The following is a 17,126-nucleotide window of genomic DNA, read 5'->3' on the forward strand; positions in this document are numbered from 1 at the left end:
CGTCGGTTGTCATCTCCCTGCTGCCATCAGCACGCGACCCTTTGGCCTTCATCATCTGTTTGCATTCCTGACACCAGTCACATTTTCATAACCCGAAATCGTGTAAATTGCCGCTTCGTCCCAATATTCTGATTATTCAGCTTAAAAAATAGAAAGATGTCAATTTCACTTTTTGATTTAAAAGGCAAAAGGGCTTTGATCACAGGAGCTACACATGGTCTCGGCATGTCAATGGCAATGGGCCTCGCCAATGCCGGCGCTCAAATTATTGTAAATGACGTTTCAAAAGAAAAACTCGATGCCGCCATTGAAGAATATGCTAAAAATGGCGTAAAAGCACACGGTTATCTTTTCGACGTAACCGACGAAGCTGCTGTTAAACTGCACGTAGAGAAAATTGAAAAAGAAGTAGGACCTATCGATATACTCGTGAACAATGCAGGTATCATCAAACGTATCCCTGTATTGGAAATGGAAGTAGCTGATTGGGAACAAGTGATCAAGATCGATCTCACCGGCCCTTTCATCATGTCCAAGCACGTTGCCAAATATATGGTAGAACGCAGATCCGGTAAGATCATCAACATCTGTTCTATGATGAGCGAACTCGGACGCGCAACCGTAAGCGCTTATGCTGCTGCCAAAGGCGGCCTTAAAATGCTTACTAAAAACCTTGCTACCGAATGGGCGCAGTTCAATATCCAGGTGAACGGTATCGGACCCGGTTACTTCGCTACTACCCAAACAGCACCTATCCGCGTAGACGGACATCCTTTCAATGAATTCATCATCAGCAGAACGCCTGCTGCAAGATGGGGTGATCCTGAAGATCTGCAGGGCGCCGCTATCTTCCTGGCCTCTAAAGCCTCTGATTTCGTAAGCGGCCACATCCTTTATGTCGACGGCGGTATTCTCGCTACATTAGGTAAAGCTTCCAACGAATAAATAATAGATAACCAATTATCTGCGGGAGGCCGTATCATAAGTGCGATACGGCCTCGTTTTTCTCGGGTAACTGATGGAGAAGGGTTCCCGTTTAAGCAATTCTCAGCGGCTATTTTTATTTACGAGCCACCTTCTTTTTTATGCCCCTCTGCCATCATCCCCGATTAATTCCTGCTACCAACGCTCTGCCATCTCATTTCTTCATTCCTGCCTTCCTGTGAAATTATTGGCGTACTATTGAGCGAAATAACCAGTCTGAAAAAGAAGGTAACTTACAAACCGGACAGAGTTGGATACTGCACTTCAGTTTTTGTAGCAGTTGAAGATAGCTGGTGATAATCTTAAGTCGAGCAAATAATATAACGGAATATATTGGCAAAAGCGACATAAAGTCAGTCTATAGTCATTGTAAGAGGAGGTCGTTTCGTTTGTTTTTTATAGTAATAGAAACGTCCTTTTACTTGTGACGATGATACTATTCTATTTAAATCGAATTTCCTTTTTAAACGGGAAAAGGTAACCTGCTTTTTCGAAGGGGTTTTCAGGAGTATCCAGGTGCATCATCACTGCCATAAGAAAGTTCAGGGACTGACGATGTTGAACTAATACCTGGTTTTTATAACGGTAGAAAACAAAGTAAAATCCGATTCCCCGGTATGCTTCATGTTCATAGACTCCAGCAAAGTGGAAGGTGTTATTTAAGTAGTAATCCGGGAACATCTTTCTTTGCTTTTCTGTAAGCGGTACTTTGAAGAAATGAATAGGTTTGGTGCCGTACTTGTAGGTAATAGAAAGAGAAGTGTCGGCACCCCAGTGAAGCAAAACCGGATGGTTTTTTTCGGGCATCTGGTAGGTTTTCTGCCATACGAAGGTGCCTTTGGAGCTATCTCCTGTAGTGGTAGCACCATAATTGCAGGAAAGTTCTGCTGGGTAGTCCGATGATTTTTGTGTCTTGCATGCAAAGAAGCTTATCCCCAAAATCACTGTTAGTATAATACGCATTGTTAATGTTAGTTTTTGTGTTTATCTGTTGCATTTTGGGATAAAGTGGCTGTCAAGGTGGTTGTACGAAGCTCATACTTATCAGTTTAGGTTAATAAATGGACAACCGTTGCGGGTAGCAAACTGGCTTTCCCAATAATAAAGGCGACAGATAAATGTTCCAGGACTATCCGACAGAGAAAAAACTTTTAGATTGATGAATTTTGGGTTGTAAATCAATCCGGCCTCGGTTTGGAGACTTATTGGTGGGAGAGGCTTCTCAAGGCATAACTAATATCATATACCAGATGCGATAATAGGTTCTATTCTACCATCTATGACCTATTTATTATCTCCTAAAACAAGAAAGGCTGCATCTTACGATACAGCCTTTCTTTTACAGCGGACGATATATTATTACCACCTGTTGTTGTTTCTGTTGTAGCCACCGCCACCACCATTGAAACTGCGGGCAGGCCTGTCTTCTCTAGGCTTTGCCTCAGTAACTTTGATAGTGCGACCTTCTACAGTAGCTTGATCCAGCTCAGCAATTGCTTTTCTGGCAGCTTCGTCATCAGACATTTCAACGAAACCGAAACCGCGTGAACGGCCAGTTTCCCTGTCGTTGATGATTTTTGCAGAAGTTACGTCTCCGTAAGGAGTAAAAAATTCCCTTAAATCTTCATCTTGTACGTTGAAGCTTAAGTTTGAAACGAAAATGTTCATACTTGATGTTTAATAAAAAAAAATGTTACGATCTGAGACGGCATCAAGTAAGGGCCTAACTAAAGTTAAAGTGTAGAACTGCTAAACTGAAGTAACGAAACTACTAAAAATGCGAAACTCAAATAACTCGACAAAGATAACAATAAATGCCTCACCAAATGCAATACGATTAAAATACTTTGTTAAGTGATTGTAAACAATAAATACTCCGTTTACCTCCGCAAATGCACCATTTTACAAATAGCAAAATTCAGGTATAAAATAACCCGGGAACAACAAAAGAGGGCCGGCCAAAAATGGCCAGCCCCACAGAAAACTACTAAACCTATAAACACTAAGCTTTTATGACTGTATCAGCCCGTTATTGGCCGATAAATTCCGGTTTCTCCGGTGATGTATGAACTTATGTACCAATGCATACAAAATAGGCAGTATCAGCAATGTAAGAACGGTTGAAGTAACCAAACCGCCTATCACCACTATCGCCAGCGGTTTCTGGGTTTCACTGCCTATACCATGACTGGTAGCCGCCGGTAATAACCCGATCGCTGCCATTAAGGCAGTCATTACAACAGGCCTTACCCGGCTTATGACCCCCTCACGGATGGCTTCATCCAGGTGCATCTTCTGCTCCAGGTTCTTACGGAATACGCTTATCAGGATCACCCCGTTTTGTATACATACCCCAAATAAGGCAATAAACCCGATGCCGGCGCTGATACTGAAATTCATCCCTGTAATATGAAGCGCCAGTATACCACCGATCAGCGCAAAAGGCACGTTCAGGATGGTTAACACCGAATCCTTCACATTGCCGAAGGTGATGAACAGTATCAGGAAAATAGCCAGCAAACAAATAGGCACCACGGTAGCCAGTGTTCCGGTAGCTCTTTGCTGGTTCTCGAATACACCATTCCAGGTCATCGTATAGCCCGAAGGAAGCTGTACCGCCGCTTTTACCTTGGCCTGTGCCTCCGCAATGGTGCTGCCCAGGTCGCGGCCACGCACCGAAAACTTCACAGGTATATAACGGGTGTTGTTATCCCGGTACACAAACGCAGGCCCGGTAAGCGTTTTAATAGAAGCGATTTCGCTTAAGGGGATCTTGGCGTCATTCTGCGTAGGTATCATCAGCCGCTGTATTTTCTCCTGCGTATCACGAAACTCTTTCTGGTAACGGATCCGGATGTCAAACTTGCGCTCTCCTTCAAATAACTGCGTCGCTGCTTTACCGCCTAACGCCATCTCTATCACACTTTGCGCCTCAGCAGTGTTCACGCCATATAAGGCCATCTTCTGCTGATCCAGCTCTATCCTGAACTCCGGCTGACCCAGGTTCCGCAACACTCCCAGATCTTCCACGCCCTGCACACCCGCAAGCACACCCTGTACTTTGGTAGCCAGACTGTCCATCACTTTAAAATCACGACCGAAGATCTTTACCGCCAGCGACGCGGGAATACCTGCTACCGCTTCATCCACGTTATCACGGATAGGTTGCGAATAGTTGAGCAGCAACCCCGGTATCTTGCTTAACTGCTGGTTCATACTGTCTATCAGCATTTCCGTATGTACGCCTTTCCGCCACTCGTCTTTTGGTTTCAGATCAACGCCTATCTCTACGTTAAAGAATCCTTTCGGATCTGTTCCGTCATTGGTACGCCCTATCTGCGCCAGTGTATGCCTTACCTCGGGATACTGGCGTATGATGGCGCTCATCTTATCGGCGATCTCTTTCGACTGGCTTAACGAACTGCTCATGGGCATCTGCGCCTTTACCCATAAAGCCCCTTCATCAAGATCCGGTAAGAATTCCGATCCCAGGAATCGCGCAGAAAAGAAGGTTACGGCCATAAAACCTATCGCCACCAGTAAGCTTGATTTCGGATACTTATAAGTGCGGTTGAATAAGGCGCCCACTCCATTTTCAAAGAACCGGACCACCACATTGTGTTTCTCCCTTACGTTCTTCCGCAATAAAATGCTCGACAAAGCCGGAACCAGTGTTAGCGTGAATATCAGCGCGCCCAGCAACGCAAAGCTCAGCGTATAGGCCAGCGGAGAGAACATCTTACCTTCCACCTTCTGGAACGCAAAAATGGGGATCAGACAGGTAATGATGATGAGTTTGGAAAAGAAGATGGCCTTACCCATTTCCGTACCCACCTGCTTGAATAAACCCAGCTTGGCCAGCTTATTGAACTTCGCCATTCCTACTTCCCTGGCACGGTGATCCAGCGCTACAAACAACCCTTCCACCATCACCACCGCACCATCTATGATAATACCAAAGTCTACAGCGCCCATCGACAGCAGGTTGGCCGACATGCCCTTTATCCGCATACACATGAATGCAAACAATAGCGACAGCGGTATAATGATACTTACGGTTACCGTAGTACGCCAGTCGGCCATAAAGATCAGCACAATACAGGTCACCAGTATAATACCTTCTATCAGGTTATGTATCACCGTATGCGTGGCAAAATCCATCAATGTGGTACGGTCGTAGAACGGAACGATCTTTACGTCCTTGGGCAGGTAGTCATTGTTCAGGTAATCAACCTGCTCATGAATTCGGTCCAGCACTTCCGCGGCATTTTCTCCTTTTGTCATTACCACGATACCTTCTATCACATCTGCCGTGGTATCGAGCGATGCCTGCCCCAGCCTTGGCTTACCCGCTTCTTTTACTTCTGCCAGGTTACGCACCAGTATTGGTACGCCATTTACCTTCTTGATAATGATATTCTCTATTTCATTGATGTTGTTCAGCAGCCCTATGCCCCTTACCACATAAGCCTGGCCGTTGCGCTCTATCACATCACCACCTACGTTTACGTTGCTTTCCGCAACAGCCTTGTACACATCCAGCGAAGTAAGTCCGTACTTGGTAAGATAATCAGGGTTTACGCTTACCTCGAAGCTGCGTTCTTCTCCACCAAAACAGTTTACATCCGCAACACCCGGTATGGCTTTAAATTTCCTGTCCAATACCCAGTCCTGTATGGTGTACAGTTCCCTTATATTTTTGGTCTTGCTTCGTAATGTATAACGGTATACCTCACCGGTAGGCCCGTAAGGCGGCTGCACTTCAGGCTTTATATCATCCGGCAGGTCAACATTCATGATACGGCTCATGACCTGCTGACGCGCAAATGCGTCATCTATATTATCATCGAAAATGAGCCGCACATACGATAAGCCAAAGGAAGAGGTGGTTCGCAGGTTTATCTTCTTTTGAACCGAGTTCAGCGCTGTTTCAAGCGGTATGGTTACAAACTTCTCCACCTCCTCGGCGCTGCGGCCGGGCCACTGCGTAATAATGATGATCTGTGTGTTGGTAACATCGGGGAAGGTTTCAATCGGCGTATGCCGGTAACTGATAAAGCCGATCACTGCCAGCACCGCCGTAAGAAAAAACACCAGGTAGCGGTGGCGTAGTGAAAAATGTATGATATTCTTAATAAGCTTGTTCATGAGTAGGGGAGTTTTAATCGTTCAGTAATTGCTGGAATAACAGCAGCTGGTTCTTTACTACCAGCAACTGCCCGGGATTAACTCCTTCATACAGATAAGTGATGTCGCCCAGCGTTTTCATGATCTTTACCTCCGCTATGCTCATATGGCTGTTGTCTTTGTAAACGATCACAAAGTCTTTTCCATCTTCAGAGATCAATGCCCTGGTGGGTATGCATATGGCTGTTTGCTGCTGCACATCCGATACCTGCACCTTGGCAAACATCTCGGGCTTCAACAGCAGCCCGCTGTTGTCTAAGCTCACACGCACACGCATGGCCTTATTCGTAGGGTCCAGCACTTCGCTTATCTGGTCTACTTTTCCGTTAAATACTTTTCCCGGGTACGCCAGTGTGCTCACCTGTACACTCGATCCCGTTTTAATACGGGGAATATCGGTTTCAAATACATTGGCCCATACCCATACATTTTTGAGATCGGAGATAGTGAACAGGTTGTCGCCCATATCGGGACGTATGAAACTGCCGGCATTGATCTTCTTTTCTACAATATAACCATCGATAGGAGAGGTAACGGTATAAACCCCGCCTGGCTTGCTTCCGGCGCCATTGATCGATAACAGTGACTGTATCTTTTCCTTTGCTGCCTGTGCTTTCAACAGGTTTTGTTTTGCTTCGGCATAATCCTTCTCACTGGCAATACCACTTTTGTACAGGCTGCCCGTATTGTCTAATTGCCTTTGCGCAATAGCAACATCGGCTTCAGCGCCCGACAGGTCGGAGTAGTTGCCGGCAACATCGGCGCTGCGTATAACCGCCAGCGTTTGGCCTTTGCTTACCTTATCACCTACGGTTACCCTGCTTTCCGTTACCTGGCCGCTGCTCCTCGGAAATAACTTGATGACATTGTTTTCATTAAAGCTGATCTCCCCGCTAAGTGTAAGCTGGTTGTCGATTGCCGCCGTTCGCACCGTATCAAGCGCAATCATCTTGGCCATGGTATCACTTAATACAAACCCGCTGTTTTTTACTTCAGGCTCCGGTTTACCCTTACAGCCGGTTGCCATGAACGCCAGCGCAGTGATTACAACAGGAAAGGTGGTATATATCTTTTTGTATGATTGTTTCATTGTGTTTTGTTTTGACTTTTTTCTGAATGTTTTATTTCACGACATCTGTACCTACGGCATAATTCAGCTGCTCCTTGGCCAAAGCCAGGTTTAGCTGTTGTGCAATCAACCTTTGCTGCGATGTGGTGAAATCTGTAAAAAAGTCTATGAATTCAGGTAAACCCACCTGCTTTAAAGCATAGCTTTTAACCATGTTTTCCTGCATACCACGATAATCTTCATAAAACTGCTCGCGACTGCTGTTATGCTGTTGCAGCGCAATAGCCAGCTTCTGGTAGGCATTACGGATATCCTGGCGTAAGCTCGTAGCGGCATCCTGTGTAAGCGCCTGCTGCTGTTTAATAGTAGCCTCGGCGCTCTTTATATTCCCCTGGTTCCGGTTAAACAGCGGCAGCGGTACCGAAAACCCTACGCCCCAGTAATTGATGGCAACATTCGAGTTCTTGTCAAAATTGGTTTGAACCGTAACATCGGGCACCCGCAACGCTTTCTGGTAAGCCAGGTTTTGCTGCTGGTAAAGCACCTGCGCCTGCTGCAACTGGTAATAAGGATTGTTTTGTTCCCCGCTGGCAATCACGGCATCTATCTGTTCAGGCATCGATGCGTTAACCCCGGCAAATAAAGCCGTTGCATTGGTGGCAGGTAATATAAAGCTGCCATCCTTTACCTGTAACAATACCCGCAGGTCGGTCTGTGTATCCGCTATATCCCTGTCCAGCTCCGCCATATCCTGTTGCAGCGATAACACCAGCGCCTGTATCCGCAGGTAATCCTTGCGGGCAATATTACCCGCTTCCAGCTGGGTTTTCATGCCGCTGGAAAGCTTTTGCAGCTGTGCCAGTTGCTCCTGGTATATCTGGCGGTAAGCTATTTGCTTGGCTACCATATAATAACCCGCATGCAGCTGGTAACGAAGATTACGAAGCAGGTCCTGCAGCTGTAATTCACTGATCCTGCCATTGGTGACAGCCATATTTATTTGCTTGCCGCGTTTGCCGGCAGTATAAATAAGCTGCTCCAGCTGAATGGCATATTGCGATAGGGGAGCGCCGTCCGATGTCGTTTTGCCATAAGGAAACCATTTGTTATCTGCCGTGATCATATGATCCGTGCTCAACACAGGGTTATCCCATAAACCGGCCTGTTTGATCAATGCCTTTTGGGCGTCTACATCATAGTGAGCTGCGAGCAGTTGCAGGTTGCTGTCTATAAAACGTTTTTCCGCATCCGGTAACGACAGCCGCAACGTGTCGGTGTAACTACTTACTTGTGCATGAGCCTTCGACTGTAACAGCAGTATTGAAACCAGTGCCGCTACGCCCCATGCAGGATAAAGCCTTTTCATTGTTATAGTTAAATATGAGAAAATAGAAATAACACGCTAAACAGCAGTATTCGTATCGGAATATAAAAGCATCGGCCTGAGTCCAGTGGCGGCACCCTGAGTGCCGGCAGTTGAAAGCATACACGCCTTAAGCCTTAAAAATCGATACATTAAATACTGTTCACGGAAATCAAGGAAATTGGTCCCATAACCGGGATGCATTGGCTTTGGTAAACAGGATATTGAATAAAAAGTCAACCAGACTATCCTAACAACTCCCTATTCCTTTCATCTGCCAAAATACCATCTATGCTACGCCTTGGGCGGCGGCGGATTTATCTCCTTTACAAAAAAGCAAAGCCTGGAATCATTAATAGGATGCTGATAAGTATACCTGGCAATGGGTACCGGTACAACAGTTACAAGGTCGCTGAAGGTAATTAGTTTAATAGGAACATGCTTGTGCGCCTGCAGGTCTTTGTGTTCAATATTGTCCTGGTGATATTCAGGAAGCGCATTCTCATTCTGCAGCACTATTTCAGCCACATATTCCACTACAGAGTTGATTTCATTGATCTCACCTATGCTTTCAGCATGTATGTCAATAGGATCAAAATCCTGCATGAATACGCTCATGTTCAGTATTTGCAGTGCTACTACAAAACTTAACAGCCGGGCAATATGTATTCTGGTTGGTCTCATGCAGAGAAAAACTTAGCACAATTTTACATATGAATTCTGAAAACTAAGTGTTAATAGCGCCTGTAATGTTAGTTTTAATTACAAATTAATAAAAAAAAGGGCGATACCGGAAAGTATCGCCCTTTTATATCAAAGTAAACTGTGTTTATTTCTTCACGTCTTCAATGTCTCCACCCAATGGCTTGTCTTTTTTGCCAAGATCCAGGAGGATAGGAGCGGCTACGAAAATAGAGGAGTAAGTACCTGTAACAACACCAATCAGCATCGCAAAGGCAAAACCTCTGGTAACTTCACCACCGAAGATAAACAGGATAAGGATGGTAAGGAACACTGTCAGAGACGTCATCACCGTACGGCTTAACGTTTGGTTGATCGCCCTGTTGATAATGTTGATCTTGCTTTCCCCCTTCATCAGTTTCGTATCTTCCCTGATACGGTCGTATACGATAACGGTATCGTTCATCGAGAAACCAATAACCGTTAAGATCGCCGCAATGAAGTGCTGATCAATTTCCAGCGGGAATGGCACTACCTTACGCAGGAAGCTGAACACTGCCAGTGTTACAAATACGTCGTGTAACAGTGATACGATAGTACCCACAGAATAACGCCAGTCGCGGAAGCGGATAAAGATGTAGAAACAGATGACAATAAGCGCCAGTACAGTAGCCTTTGTAGCACCTTTTTTCAGATCATCTGAAATGGTCGGCAATACCGTCTGAGAGCTTTGTTTGTATTTACTGCTGAATACCTTGTAACTAGTTCCGGCTGGTAAATGTTTCTGTAAACCGGTATATAAGGTTTCTTCAACCAGTGAGTCTACGTTATTGCCGGTTTCATGGATCTTATATGCGGTAGTGATATTCAGCTGGGTTGGTTTGTCAACTGTTTTAATGACAGGATACTCTCCAAACACCGCCTTCAGATCATCGGATACAGCTTGTTGGTCCGGAGCTTTATCAAATACAATAGTATAGCTGCGTCCGCCTTCAAATTCAACGCCGTAGTCGAATCCATAGAACAGGGCGCTTACACCCAGTATCAGTACTACCACAGAGATCGCGTAAGCTGCTTTACGGTATTCCACGAATTTGTAAGCAGCGTGTTTGAACACTTTCTGGCTTATACCGGTGAAATAATTGAAGTGGCGCTGTTTGTTGGTATAAATATCTGAGATCACACGTGATACCAGGATACCGCAGAACAAAGACAACAGGAGACCTATGATTTGTGTAGTAGCAAAGCCTAATACAGGACCCAGGCCGAAATAAGCAAGGATTACAGCCGTCAGCAATGAAGTGATGTGTCCGTCCAGTACAGGCGCATAAGAACGCTTGTAACCGTCGTTCACCGCAGTCATATAGCTTTTACCCCTGGTTAACTCTTCTTTGATCCTTTCAAAGATCAGTACGTTGGTATCAACCGCCATACCAATAGTAAGAACCAGACCTGCTATACCGGGAGCCGTAAGCGTAAAGCCCATTGAGCTAAGTACACCTATTGTGAACAGCAGGTTAAGTATCAGGGCAATATTGGCGATCAAACCGGCTGTGTTATAATAAACCAGCATCAGTGCAAAGATCACCAGGAACGACAGGCCAAAAGAAAGCATACCGCCTTTTACAGCAGAACTACCCAGGGTAGGCCCTACAATTTGTTCCTGTACAATTTTCGCAGGAGCAGGCAGTTTACCGGATTGGAGGATATCTGCCATATCCTGTGCTTCAACAAGCGAATAGTTACCTGAGATCTCAGATTGTCCGTTAGGGATCACACTATTCACGAAAGGGGCACTGTAAACGATATTGTCAAGAACGATGGCAATAGGCTTGCCTATGTTCTTTTCCGTCATTTTAGCCCAGATCTTGGTACCGATAGGGTCCATACCCATTTTGATGGCAATACGGCCTTTATCGTCAAAATCCTGGCGTGCTTCACTTACATTTTCACCTTCCAGTTCAGCAGAACCGTTGTCTTTTGTGCGGATGGCATACAAAGGAATGATATTGCTGAACTTAGGATCGCTTTCGTCTACCTTTCCATACATGAAGGTCAGGTTGGAAGGGAAACGGCTGCGAACAACATTCATCTTCAGGTATTCATTAACCTGTGCCGTATCTTTTACCTGTACATAACCCAGGTTGGCAGGATATTGTACCTGGCCGTTTTGTCCGCGCTGACCCTGTGAGAAACCAATAAGGCTGCTCAAAGGATATTCAAGCGCTCTCAGCTTCGCAGAATCGACATCTCCTTTGGCAGTAGCTGTTTTGGCGCCGCCGCTCAGATCAGAAAGTGTACCGGTAGTGGTGGTATCATGAGCAGGAGCAGCTGTAGTAGCAGCACTGTCGGCAGCTGGTTTGGCCAGCAGGCTGTCGGTGCTTGTTGTTCCTTTCAGATAAGCTGATAAAGCTTTTTCTGCACCAACAACCGCCTCACCTACTTCGCTGATATTATATACTTCGAAGAACTGGAGGTTGGCAGTAGACTGCAGGTAGTGACGTACACGTTCCGGGTCGTTCACACCGGCCAGCTCAATGGTAATGATACCTTTGGCAGGATCGGGGTTAATGGTAGGAGAGGCTACACCAAAACGGTCTATCCTCGTACGTAAAATACGGTAAGTATTGTTGAAGGCTTTGCCGGCTTCTTCACGGAGATAACCGATAACGATAGCGTCAGAAGCATCAAATTTGATCTTTCCATTGCTGCGTGCCGAGAAATAAGGCGCCAGCTTGGCTGTAGGGTTGGCTTTCTTGAACTCTTCATTGAAAAGCGTGATAAGATCGGCGCCACTGTTGGCTTTCCGATCAACTGCTGCTTTCATTGCGTTGTTAAAAGCCGCGTCCTTGGTGTTGTTTGCCAGGGAATGGATCAATCCATCCAGGCCAACAGCCATGGTTACGCTCATACCGCCTTGCAGATCAAGGCCCAGCTTTAACTCGCTTTCTTTGGCGCTCTTGTAGCTGACAACGCCAAATGGCCCGACCTTAGCATCTTTTGTGCTATCGAGCAGATGTTTTACTTGATTCTTCCGGGCTTCTTTTAATGTATCTGCATAAGCAGCCTGCAGTGCTTTGTCGCCGGGGTACTTCTGTTCAGGCGTAGCATAATGTGCCTTCAGCCACTTCTCTGCTTTTTCTTCCATCTTGCTTTCGTGGCTGCGTACAAACCAGGTAAAAGACAGTTGGTAGAGACAAATTAAAATCAGCGCAATCGTAAAGAAACGCACCAAACCTTTCAGTTGCATACTTGTAAGGGTTTTCAATTTTTATTGAGCGGCAAAGATAGGGGTTGACATTCAAAATAAACAGATACTAAAAAAAAGCTCCTATTGAACATCTGTAAGGCTGATATCGAAGTACAAAACACTATTCGCCGGAAGTCCGGGCATTGCAGTACAGCCATACCCTAAATAGGAGGGGATCACCAGTTTTATACGGCCGCCTTTTTTAATAAGCGGCAGACCTGCTTTCCAGCCGCCGATCAAACCATTTAAATTAAATGTTACAGGTGCCGTAGATTTGTCAAATACATAACCGGTAAGCAAAGCGCCCGTATAGGTCACCGTTACACGCGATTCCAGCGATGGCGAAGCACCACTCCCGGCAGTCATGATCTCGTAAAACAGGCCGTTGGGGAGTTGTGAATACTTGATTCCCGCCGTATCGCAAAAGTACTTCATCTTGCCGGCTTCCGTTTCAGGAGCTACAGCCTCACAGCCATTTTCATTATTCTTAAAACAGGAACTAAAACTAAAAACAAAAACGATCAGTAGGAGAGGTGAAAAATAACGCATTGAGAGAAATATTAATTTCAGGTTTATTCTGTGTATTAGACTATTCTGAAGCTGGATTAGCTGCATCTTCCTGTTTTTTAAGCAGGTTTTTCTTTTTTTGTAATAACTCACGGTATTGCTGCTCATACATTTCCCACTGGTATTTCTTGTAAAAAACAGCAATAAAAACAGCAATAACGGCAACAGCTATTATTATTACATTCGGATTTACCTGGCTGTTGGCTACCATATTGGCGCGCTCGTACCACCCTGAACCTAGGGATAATAAAATGCCCGCGCCAAACGCCACGCCAACAGGCAAACCCACGAAAAGCTGCCGCAGCGCACGTTTGTTGCGATCCCGGTTCTGCTCCCACCAGGTGATGAACGCTTCTTCTCTTTTGGCTAACATACCCCTCAAAGTTAGCCTAAAGGTGGATAAGTTGGTTAAAATCATTACATTGCTTAAAACTAGCGATGTGAATAAATACGATGCCTTCATTCATGACTTCCTGGTCCAGCACCAGCAGGTAACCCTCGAGAAGATCGGGACGTTACAGGTGACCGGAGATCAGAAATTACCTGAACATGGCACCAATGCAGCCCCTGTTGTGCAATTTTCATTCGACCGTAAGGCCGAAACCGACCCCTTGCTGTTGGATTTTATTGCCGAAAGATCCGTAAAGAACAGGGCCCTGGTGGCAGCCGACCTATCCTCTTACCTCGAGCAGGTCCGCCAGTTCATCAATATCGGGAAACCCTATGTCATCCCGGGTATTGGAGCCGTGTTTATGGCTAAATCCATGGGATACGAATTCTCTCAGCAATCCGGCGCCAGCTTTGTCGCCAGCCCCATGGTGCCCGTTTCTACTACAGAACATTATATCGAAGCCGATCCGGCAGAATCGGGGCGTATCCGCAAAAAGAACAGCCTGGCAGGACTCGCATTCGTGGTATTGGTACTGGTGATTGGCGGCGTAGCCTGGGCCATTTACAACCGCGTAAAGGATGACAAAGGCAGCAATAGTGTTCAGTCCGAACAACAGGCGCCTCCCCCCGGAGAGCAACAGCCCGACACTACTGCAACTGCGGTAGCTGCTTCTGCCGATACGCAGGCCCCGGGCACTGCAACAACTGCTGCTCCGGCCACTCAGGCTGCCGCAGGAGGCATGCGCAGCTATAAATTCGTATTTGAAACCACCGCCAGCGGCGACCGGGCCCGTACCCGCACAGCACAGCTGCAATCGTTTGGCGACCCTGCCTTCTACGATAGCACTAAGCTGTCCGACAACTCCTACCAATACCGCCTGTATCTCAAACACAATATGAATATCGGGGACTCAACGAGAGTAAAAGACTCCCTGAGGATGTATCTCGACAGAAATGTAACCTTAGCCCAAGACTGAGAGCCACGGACAGAGAGAAATAAAAGAGTTGGAAACACGGTTTCACTTTTTACATGACCGGGCAGGCTTAACGGTAAGGTTTTACCGGCAGGAATATTAAAAACCGGGCTCCGGGGGAAAAAGTGCTGCGGGCGGCTAAAGCCGGGCAAGTGCGATACAAGTGCGATGCATCTGCGATATAAGTGCGATACAAGAGCGGTTATAGTATACTTAAGGTATATTGATGGTATAGTTGCCGTTTACTGATATTTTACTGTCAGCATCTTCAATATGGCATAGCTGCGGCTCTTATATTCCCTTTTTATAAAAGCAAACGGGGCCGACCAAAAGAAATTGGCCGGCCCCGTTTTATGAATTTGCAAGAATCGGGTCTGTTGTAACATTGAAACGCAGGGAATCTGGTCTCAAGCTATCATCCGTCATCTGCCGTTTAATTAATACCCCATACCGCCCATATCAGGAGCAGCAGCATGGCTATGGCCAGCTTCCGGTTTTGGTTTGTCGGCAACCACACATTCAGTGGTCAACAGCATACCAGCGATAGAAGCAGCGTTTTCCAATGCTACACGGCTAACTTTGGTAGGATCGATCACACCCGCTTTGAACAGGTATTCGAAGGTTTCAGTGCGGGCATTGAAGCCATAGTCACCTTCACCTTCCCTGATACCCTGGATGATGATAGAACCTTCCAGGCCGCAGTTGGCTACGATCTGACGTAAAGGCTCCTCTACAGCACGGCGTACGATAGAGATACCGGTTGTTTCGTCGGCATTTACACCTTTCAGTTTGTCTAAAGCAGATACCGCACGGATATAAGCAACACCACCACCAGGAACGATACCTTCTTCTACAGCAGCTCTTGTGGCATGTAAAGCGTCGTCAACACGGTCTTTCTTCTCTTTCATTTCCACTTCAGTAGCAGCACCTACATACAGTACAGCCACACCACCGCCTAACTTAGCCAGACGCTCCTGTAATTTTTCTTTATCGTAGTCAGATGTAGTGTTCTCGATCTGAGCTTTGATTTGGTTTACGCGGGCAACGATATCGTTTTTCTTGCCTTTACCACCAACGATGATCGTGTTGTCTTTGTTGATAGTGATAGAAGCAGCCTGACCTAAAGAAGTGATGTCGGCGTTTTCCAGTTTGAAGCCAGTGTCTTCGCTGATTACAGTACCAGCAGTCAATACCGCGATATCCTGTAACATTTCTTTACGACGGTCACCGAAACCAGGCGCTTTCACAGCAGCTACTTTCAGGGTACCACGTAATTTGTTTACTACCAGGGTAGCCAGTGCTTCACCTTCCAGGTCTTCAGAAATGATAACCAGGGGACGGCCGCTTTGTGCCACTTTCTCCAGGATGTGCAGGATATCTTTCATAGCGCTGATCTTCTTGTCGTAGATCAGGATGTAAGGGTTCTGCAGGTCGGCTTCCATTTTTTCGCTGTTGGTAACGAAATAAGGAGAGATATAACCACGGTCGAATTGCATACCTTCTACTACGTCAACGGTAGTATCGGTACCTTTTGCTTCTTCAACAGTGATAACGCCTTCTTTACCTACTTTCTGCATGGCTTCAGCAATCAGTTTGCCGATCGCGTTGTCGTTGTTGGCAGAAATAGTGGCAACCTGCTCTATCATTTTGTTGTTGTTGCCAACATCTTTTTTCTGAGTGGCCAGGTTAGCTACAATAGTTTGAACCGCTTTGTCGATACCGCGTTTCAGATCCATTGGGTTAGCACCTGCAGCTACCATTTTCAGACCTTCGCTGATGATAGCCTGAGCCAGTACGGTTGCAGTAGTAGTACCGTCACCTGCAATATCTGCAGTTTTGGAAGCTACTTCTTTCACCATTTGAGCGCCCATGTTCTCGATAGCGTCTTCCAGCTCAATTTCTTTTGCTACGGTAACACCATCTTTAGTAACGGCAGGAGCGCCGAATTTTTTCTCGATTACTACGTTACGGCCTTTAGGTCCTAAGGTAACCTTAACCGCATTCGCCAGGGTGTCAACACCCTTTTTCATTTTATTTCTTGCTTCGATGTCGAAGTATATTTGCTTAGCCATTGTTAAACGCTGTTTTTAAAAGGAAATATTTACCCGGAATTTAACTAAGATGTTGAGTATCCGGTATTTAAGATTTAAACGATAGCGAGAATATCACTCTCACGCATGATCAGGTAGTCGGCACCTTCAATAGAGATCTCAGTACCGGCATATTTACCATATAAGACAGTGTCACCTGCTTTTACGGTTACAGGCTCGTCTTTTTTACCGGGGCCGGCAGCGATTACTGTGCCGCGTTGTGGTTTTTCTTTAGCGGTGTCAGGAATAATGATACCACCTGCAGTCTTTTCTTCGGCAGGTGCTGGTTTTACGATCACCCTGTCATGAAGTGGGGTAACACTATTTGGTTTCTTGGCCATAGTTGTATCTGTTTAAAAATTTGAGTTTTACAAAAGCTGTGTTAACGATTTCTATGCCATAGGCTTAGAGCTGCTGAAAACAGGTCAAAATTTCATTTTTGTTCTAATTCCGGCATTTTTAAGGGAGGAGGGCTGCCAATATTTGCGTCCTGCAAAGGAATATATTTCTGTAACCGTGACAAAATTTCATTTTTCTCAACAACTTCTGCCACCAAAATTGATTTTTTTGG

The 17,126-nt window shown here is 45.8% G+C and carries 13 protein-coding genes; 2 read left to right on the top strand and 11 right to left on the bottom strand.

The window, feature by feature from the left end; translation table 11 throughout:
• Window positions 1-156: 156 nt before the first annotated feature.
• Window positions 157-945, top strand: coding sequence for a gluconate 5-dehydrogenase (locus ESB13_RS03440; protein WP_129001628.1), 789 nt, complete (start codon window positions 157-159; stop codon window positions 943-945).
• 480 nt (window positions 946-1,425) lie between these two features.
• Here the strand turns inward: ESB13_RS03440 and ESB13_RS03445 are convergent, their stop codons facing one another.
• From ESB13_RS03445 to ESB13_RS03485, 9 genes are all read right to left on the bottom strand, one after another.
• Complete coding sequence (locus tag ESB13_RS03445; protein ID WP_129001629.1) at window positions 1,426-1,947, bottom strand: hypothetical protein; 522 nt, start codon at window positions 1,945-1,947, stop codon at window positions 1,426-1,428.
• A gap of 396 nt (window positions 1,948-2,343) precedes the next feature.
• Window positions 2,344-2,652 (bottom strand): RNA recognition motif domain-containing protein, encoded by a 309-nt coding sequence (locus ESB13_RS03450; protein ID WP_129001630.1) that lies wholly within the window; start codon window positions 2,650-2,652, stop codon window positions 2,344-2,346.
• A 342-nt stretch (window positions 2,653-2,994) separates the two neighbouring features.
• Entirely contained in the window at window positions 2,995-6,132 is a 3,138-nt protein-coding gene (locus ESB13_RS03455; protein ID WP_129001631.1) for an efflux RND transporter permease subunit, read from the bottom strand.
• A 13-nt stretch (window positions 6,133-6,145) separates the two neighbouring features.
• On the bottom strand, window positions 6,146-7,261 hold the full coding sequence (locus tag ESB13_RS03460; protein WP_246022430.1) for an efflux RND transporter periplasmic adaptor subunit: 1,116 nt from the start codon (window positions 7,259-7,261) through the stop codon (window positions 6,146-6,148).
• A gap of 31 nt (window positions 7,262-7,292) precedes the next feature.
• The gene (locus tag ESB13_RS03465) at window positions 7,293-8,606 is read right to left on the bottom strand and encodes a TolC family protein (protein WP_129001632.1); all 1,314 of its coding nucleotides are present in this window, start codon (window positions 8,604-8,606) and stop codon (window positions 7,293-7,295) included.
• Window positions 8,607-8,897: 291 nt separating this feature from the next.
• Entirely contained in the window at window positions 8,898-9,287 is a 390-nt protein-coding gene (locus ESB13_RS03470; protein WP_129001633.1) for a hypothetical protein, read from the bottom strand.
• Between the two features lie 145 nt (window positions 9,288-9,432).
• Window positions 9,433-12,534, bottom strand: coding sequence for a protein translocase subunit SecDF (gene secDF / locus ESB13_RS03475; protein WP_129001634.1), 3,102 nt, complete (start codon window positions 12,532-12,534; stop codon window positions 9,433-9,435).
• Window positions 12,535-12,615: 81 nt separating this feature from the next.
• The gene (locus ESB13_RS03480) at window positions 12,616-13,083 is read right to left on the bottom strand and encodes an FKBP-type peptidyl-prolyl cis-trans isomerase (RefSeq protein WP_164974082.1); all 468 of its coding nucleotides are present in this window, start codon (window positions 13,081-13,083) and stop codon (window positions 12,616-12,618) included.
• Between the two features lie 40 nt (window positions 13,084-13,123).
• A complete protein-coding gene (locus ESB13_RS03485; protein WP_129001636.1) occupies window positions 13,124-13,474 on the bottom strand; it encodes a hypothetical protein in 351 nt (116 codons plus the stop codon).
• A gap of 49 nt (window positions 13,475-13,523) precedes the next feature.
• Here ESB13_RS03485 and ESB13_RS03490 point away from each other — a divergent pair, with 49 nt between their 5' ends.
• Window positions 13,524-14,468 (top strand): hypothetical protein, encoded by a 945-nt coding sequence (locus ESB13_RS03490; RefSeq protein WP_129001637.1) that lies wholly within the window; start codon window positions 13,524-13,526, stop codon window positions 14,466-14,468.
• 434 nt (window positions 14,469-14,902) lie between these two features.
• On the opposite strand, the gene groL is transcribed toward ESB13_RS03490, so the two are convergent.
• A complete protein-coding gene (gene groL, locus ESB13_RS03495; RefSeq protein ID WP_129001638.1) occupies window positions 14,903-16,537 on the bottom strand; it encodes a chaperonin GroEL in 1,635 nt (544 codons plus the stop codon).
• Between the two features lie 74 nt (window positions 16,538-16,611).
• A complete protein-coding gene (locus tag ESB13_RS03500; RefSeq protein WP_129001639.1) occupies window positions 16,612-16,896 on the bottom strand; it encodes a co-chaperone GroES in 285 nt (94 codons plus the stop codon).
• Between the last annotated feature and the right edge of the window lie 230 nt (window positions 16,897-17,126).

Origin of the sequence: Filimonas effusa, from assembly GCF_004118675.1 — a bacterium.
In the GTDB taxonomy this organism is placed as follows: Bacteria; Bacteroidota; Bacteroidia; order Chitinophagales; family Chitinophagaceae; genus Filimonas; species Filimonas effusa.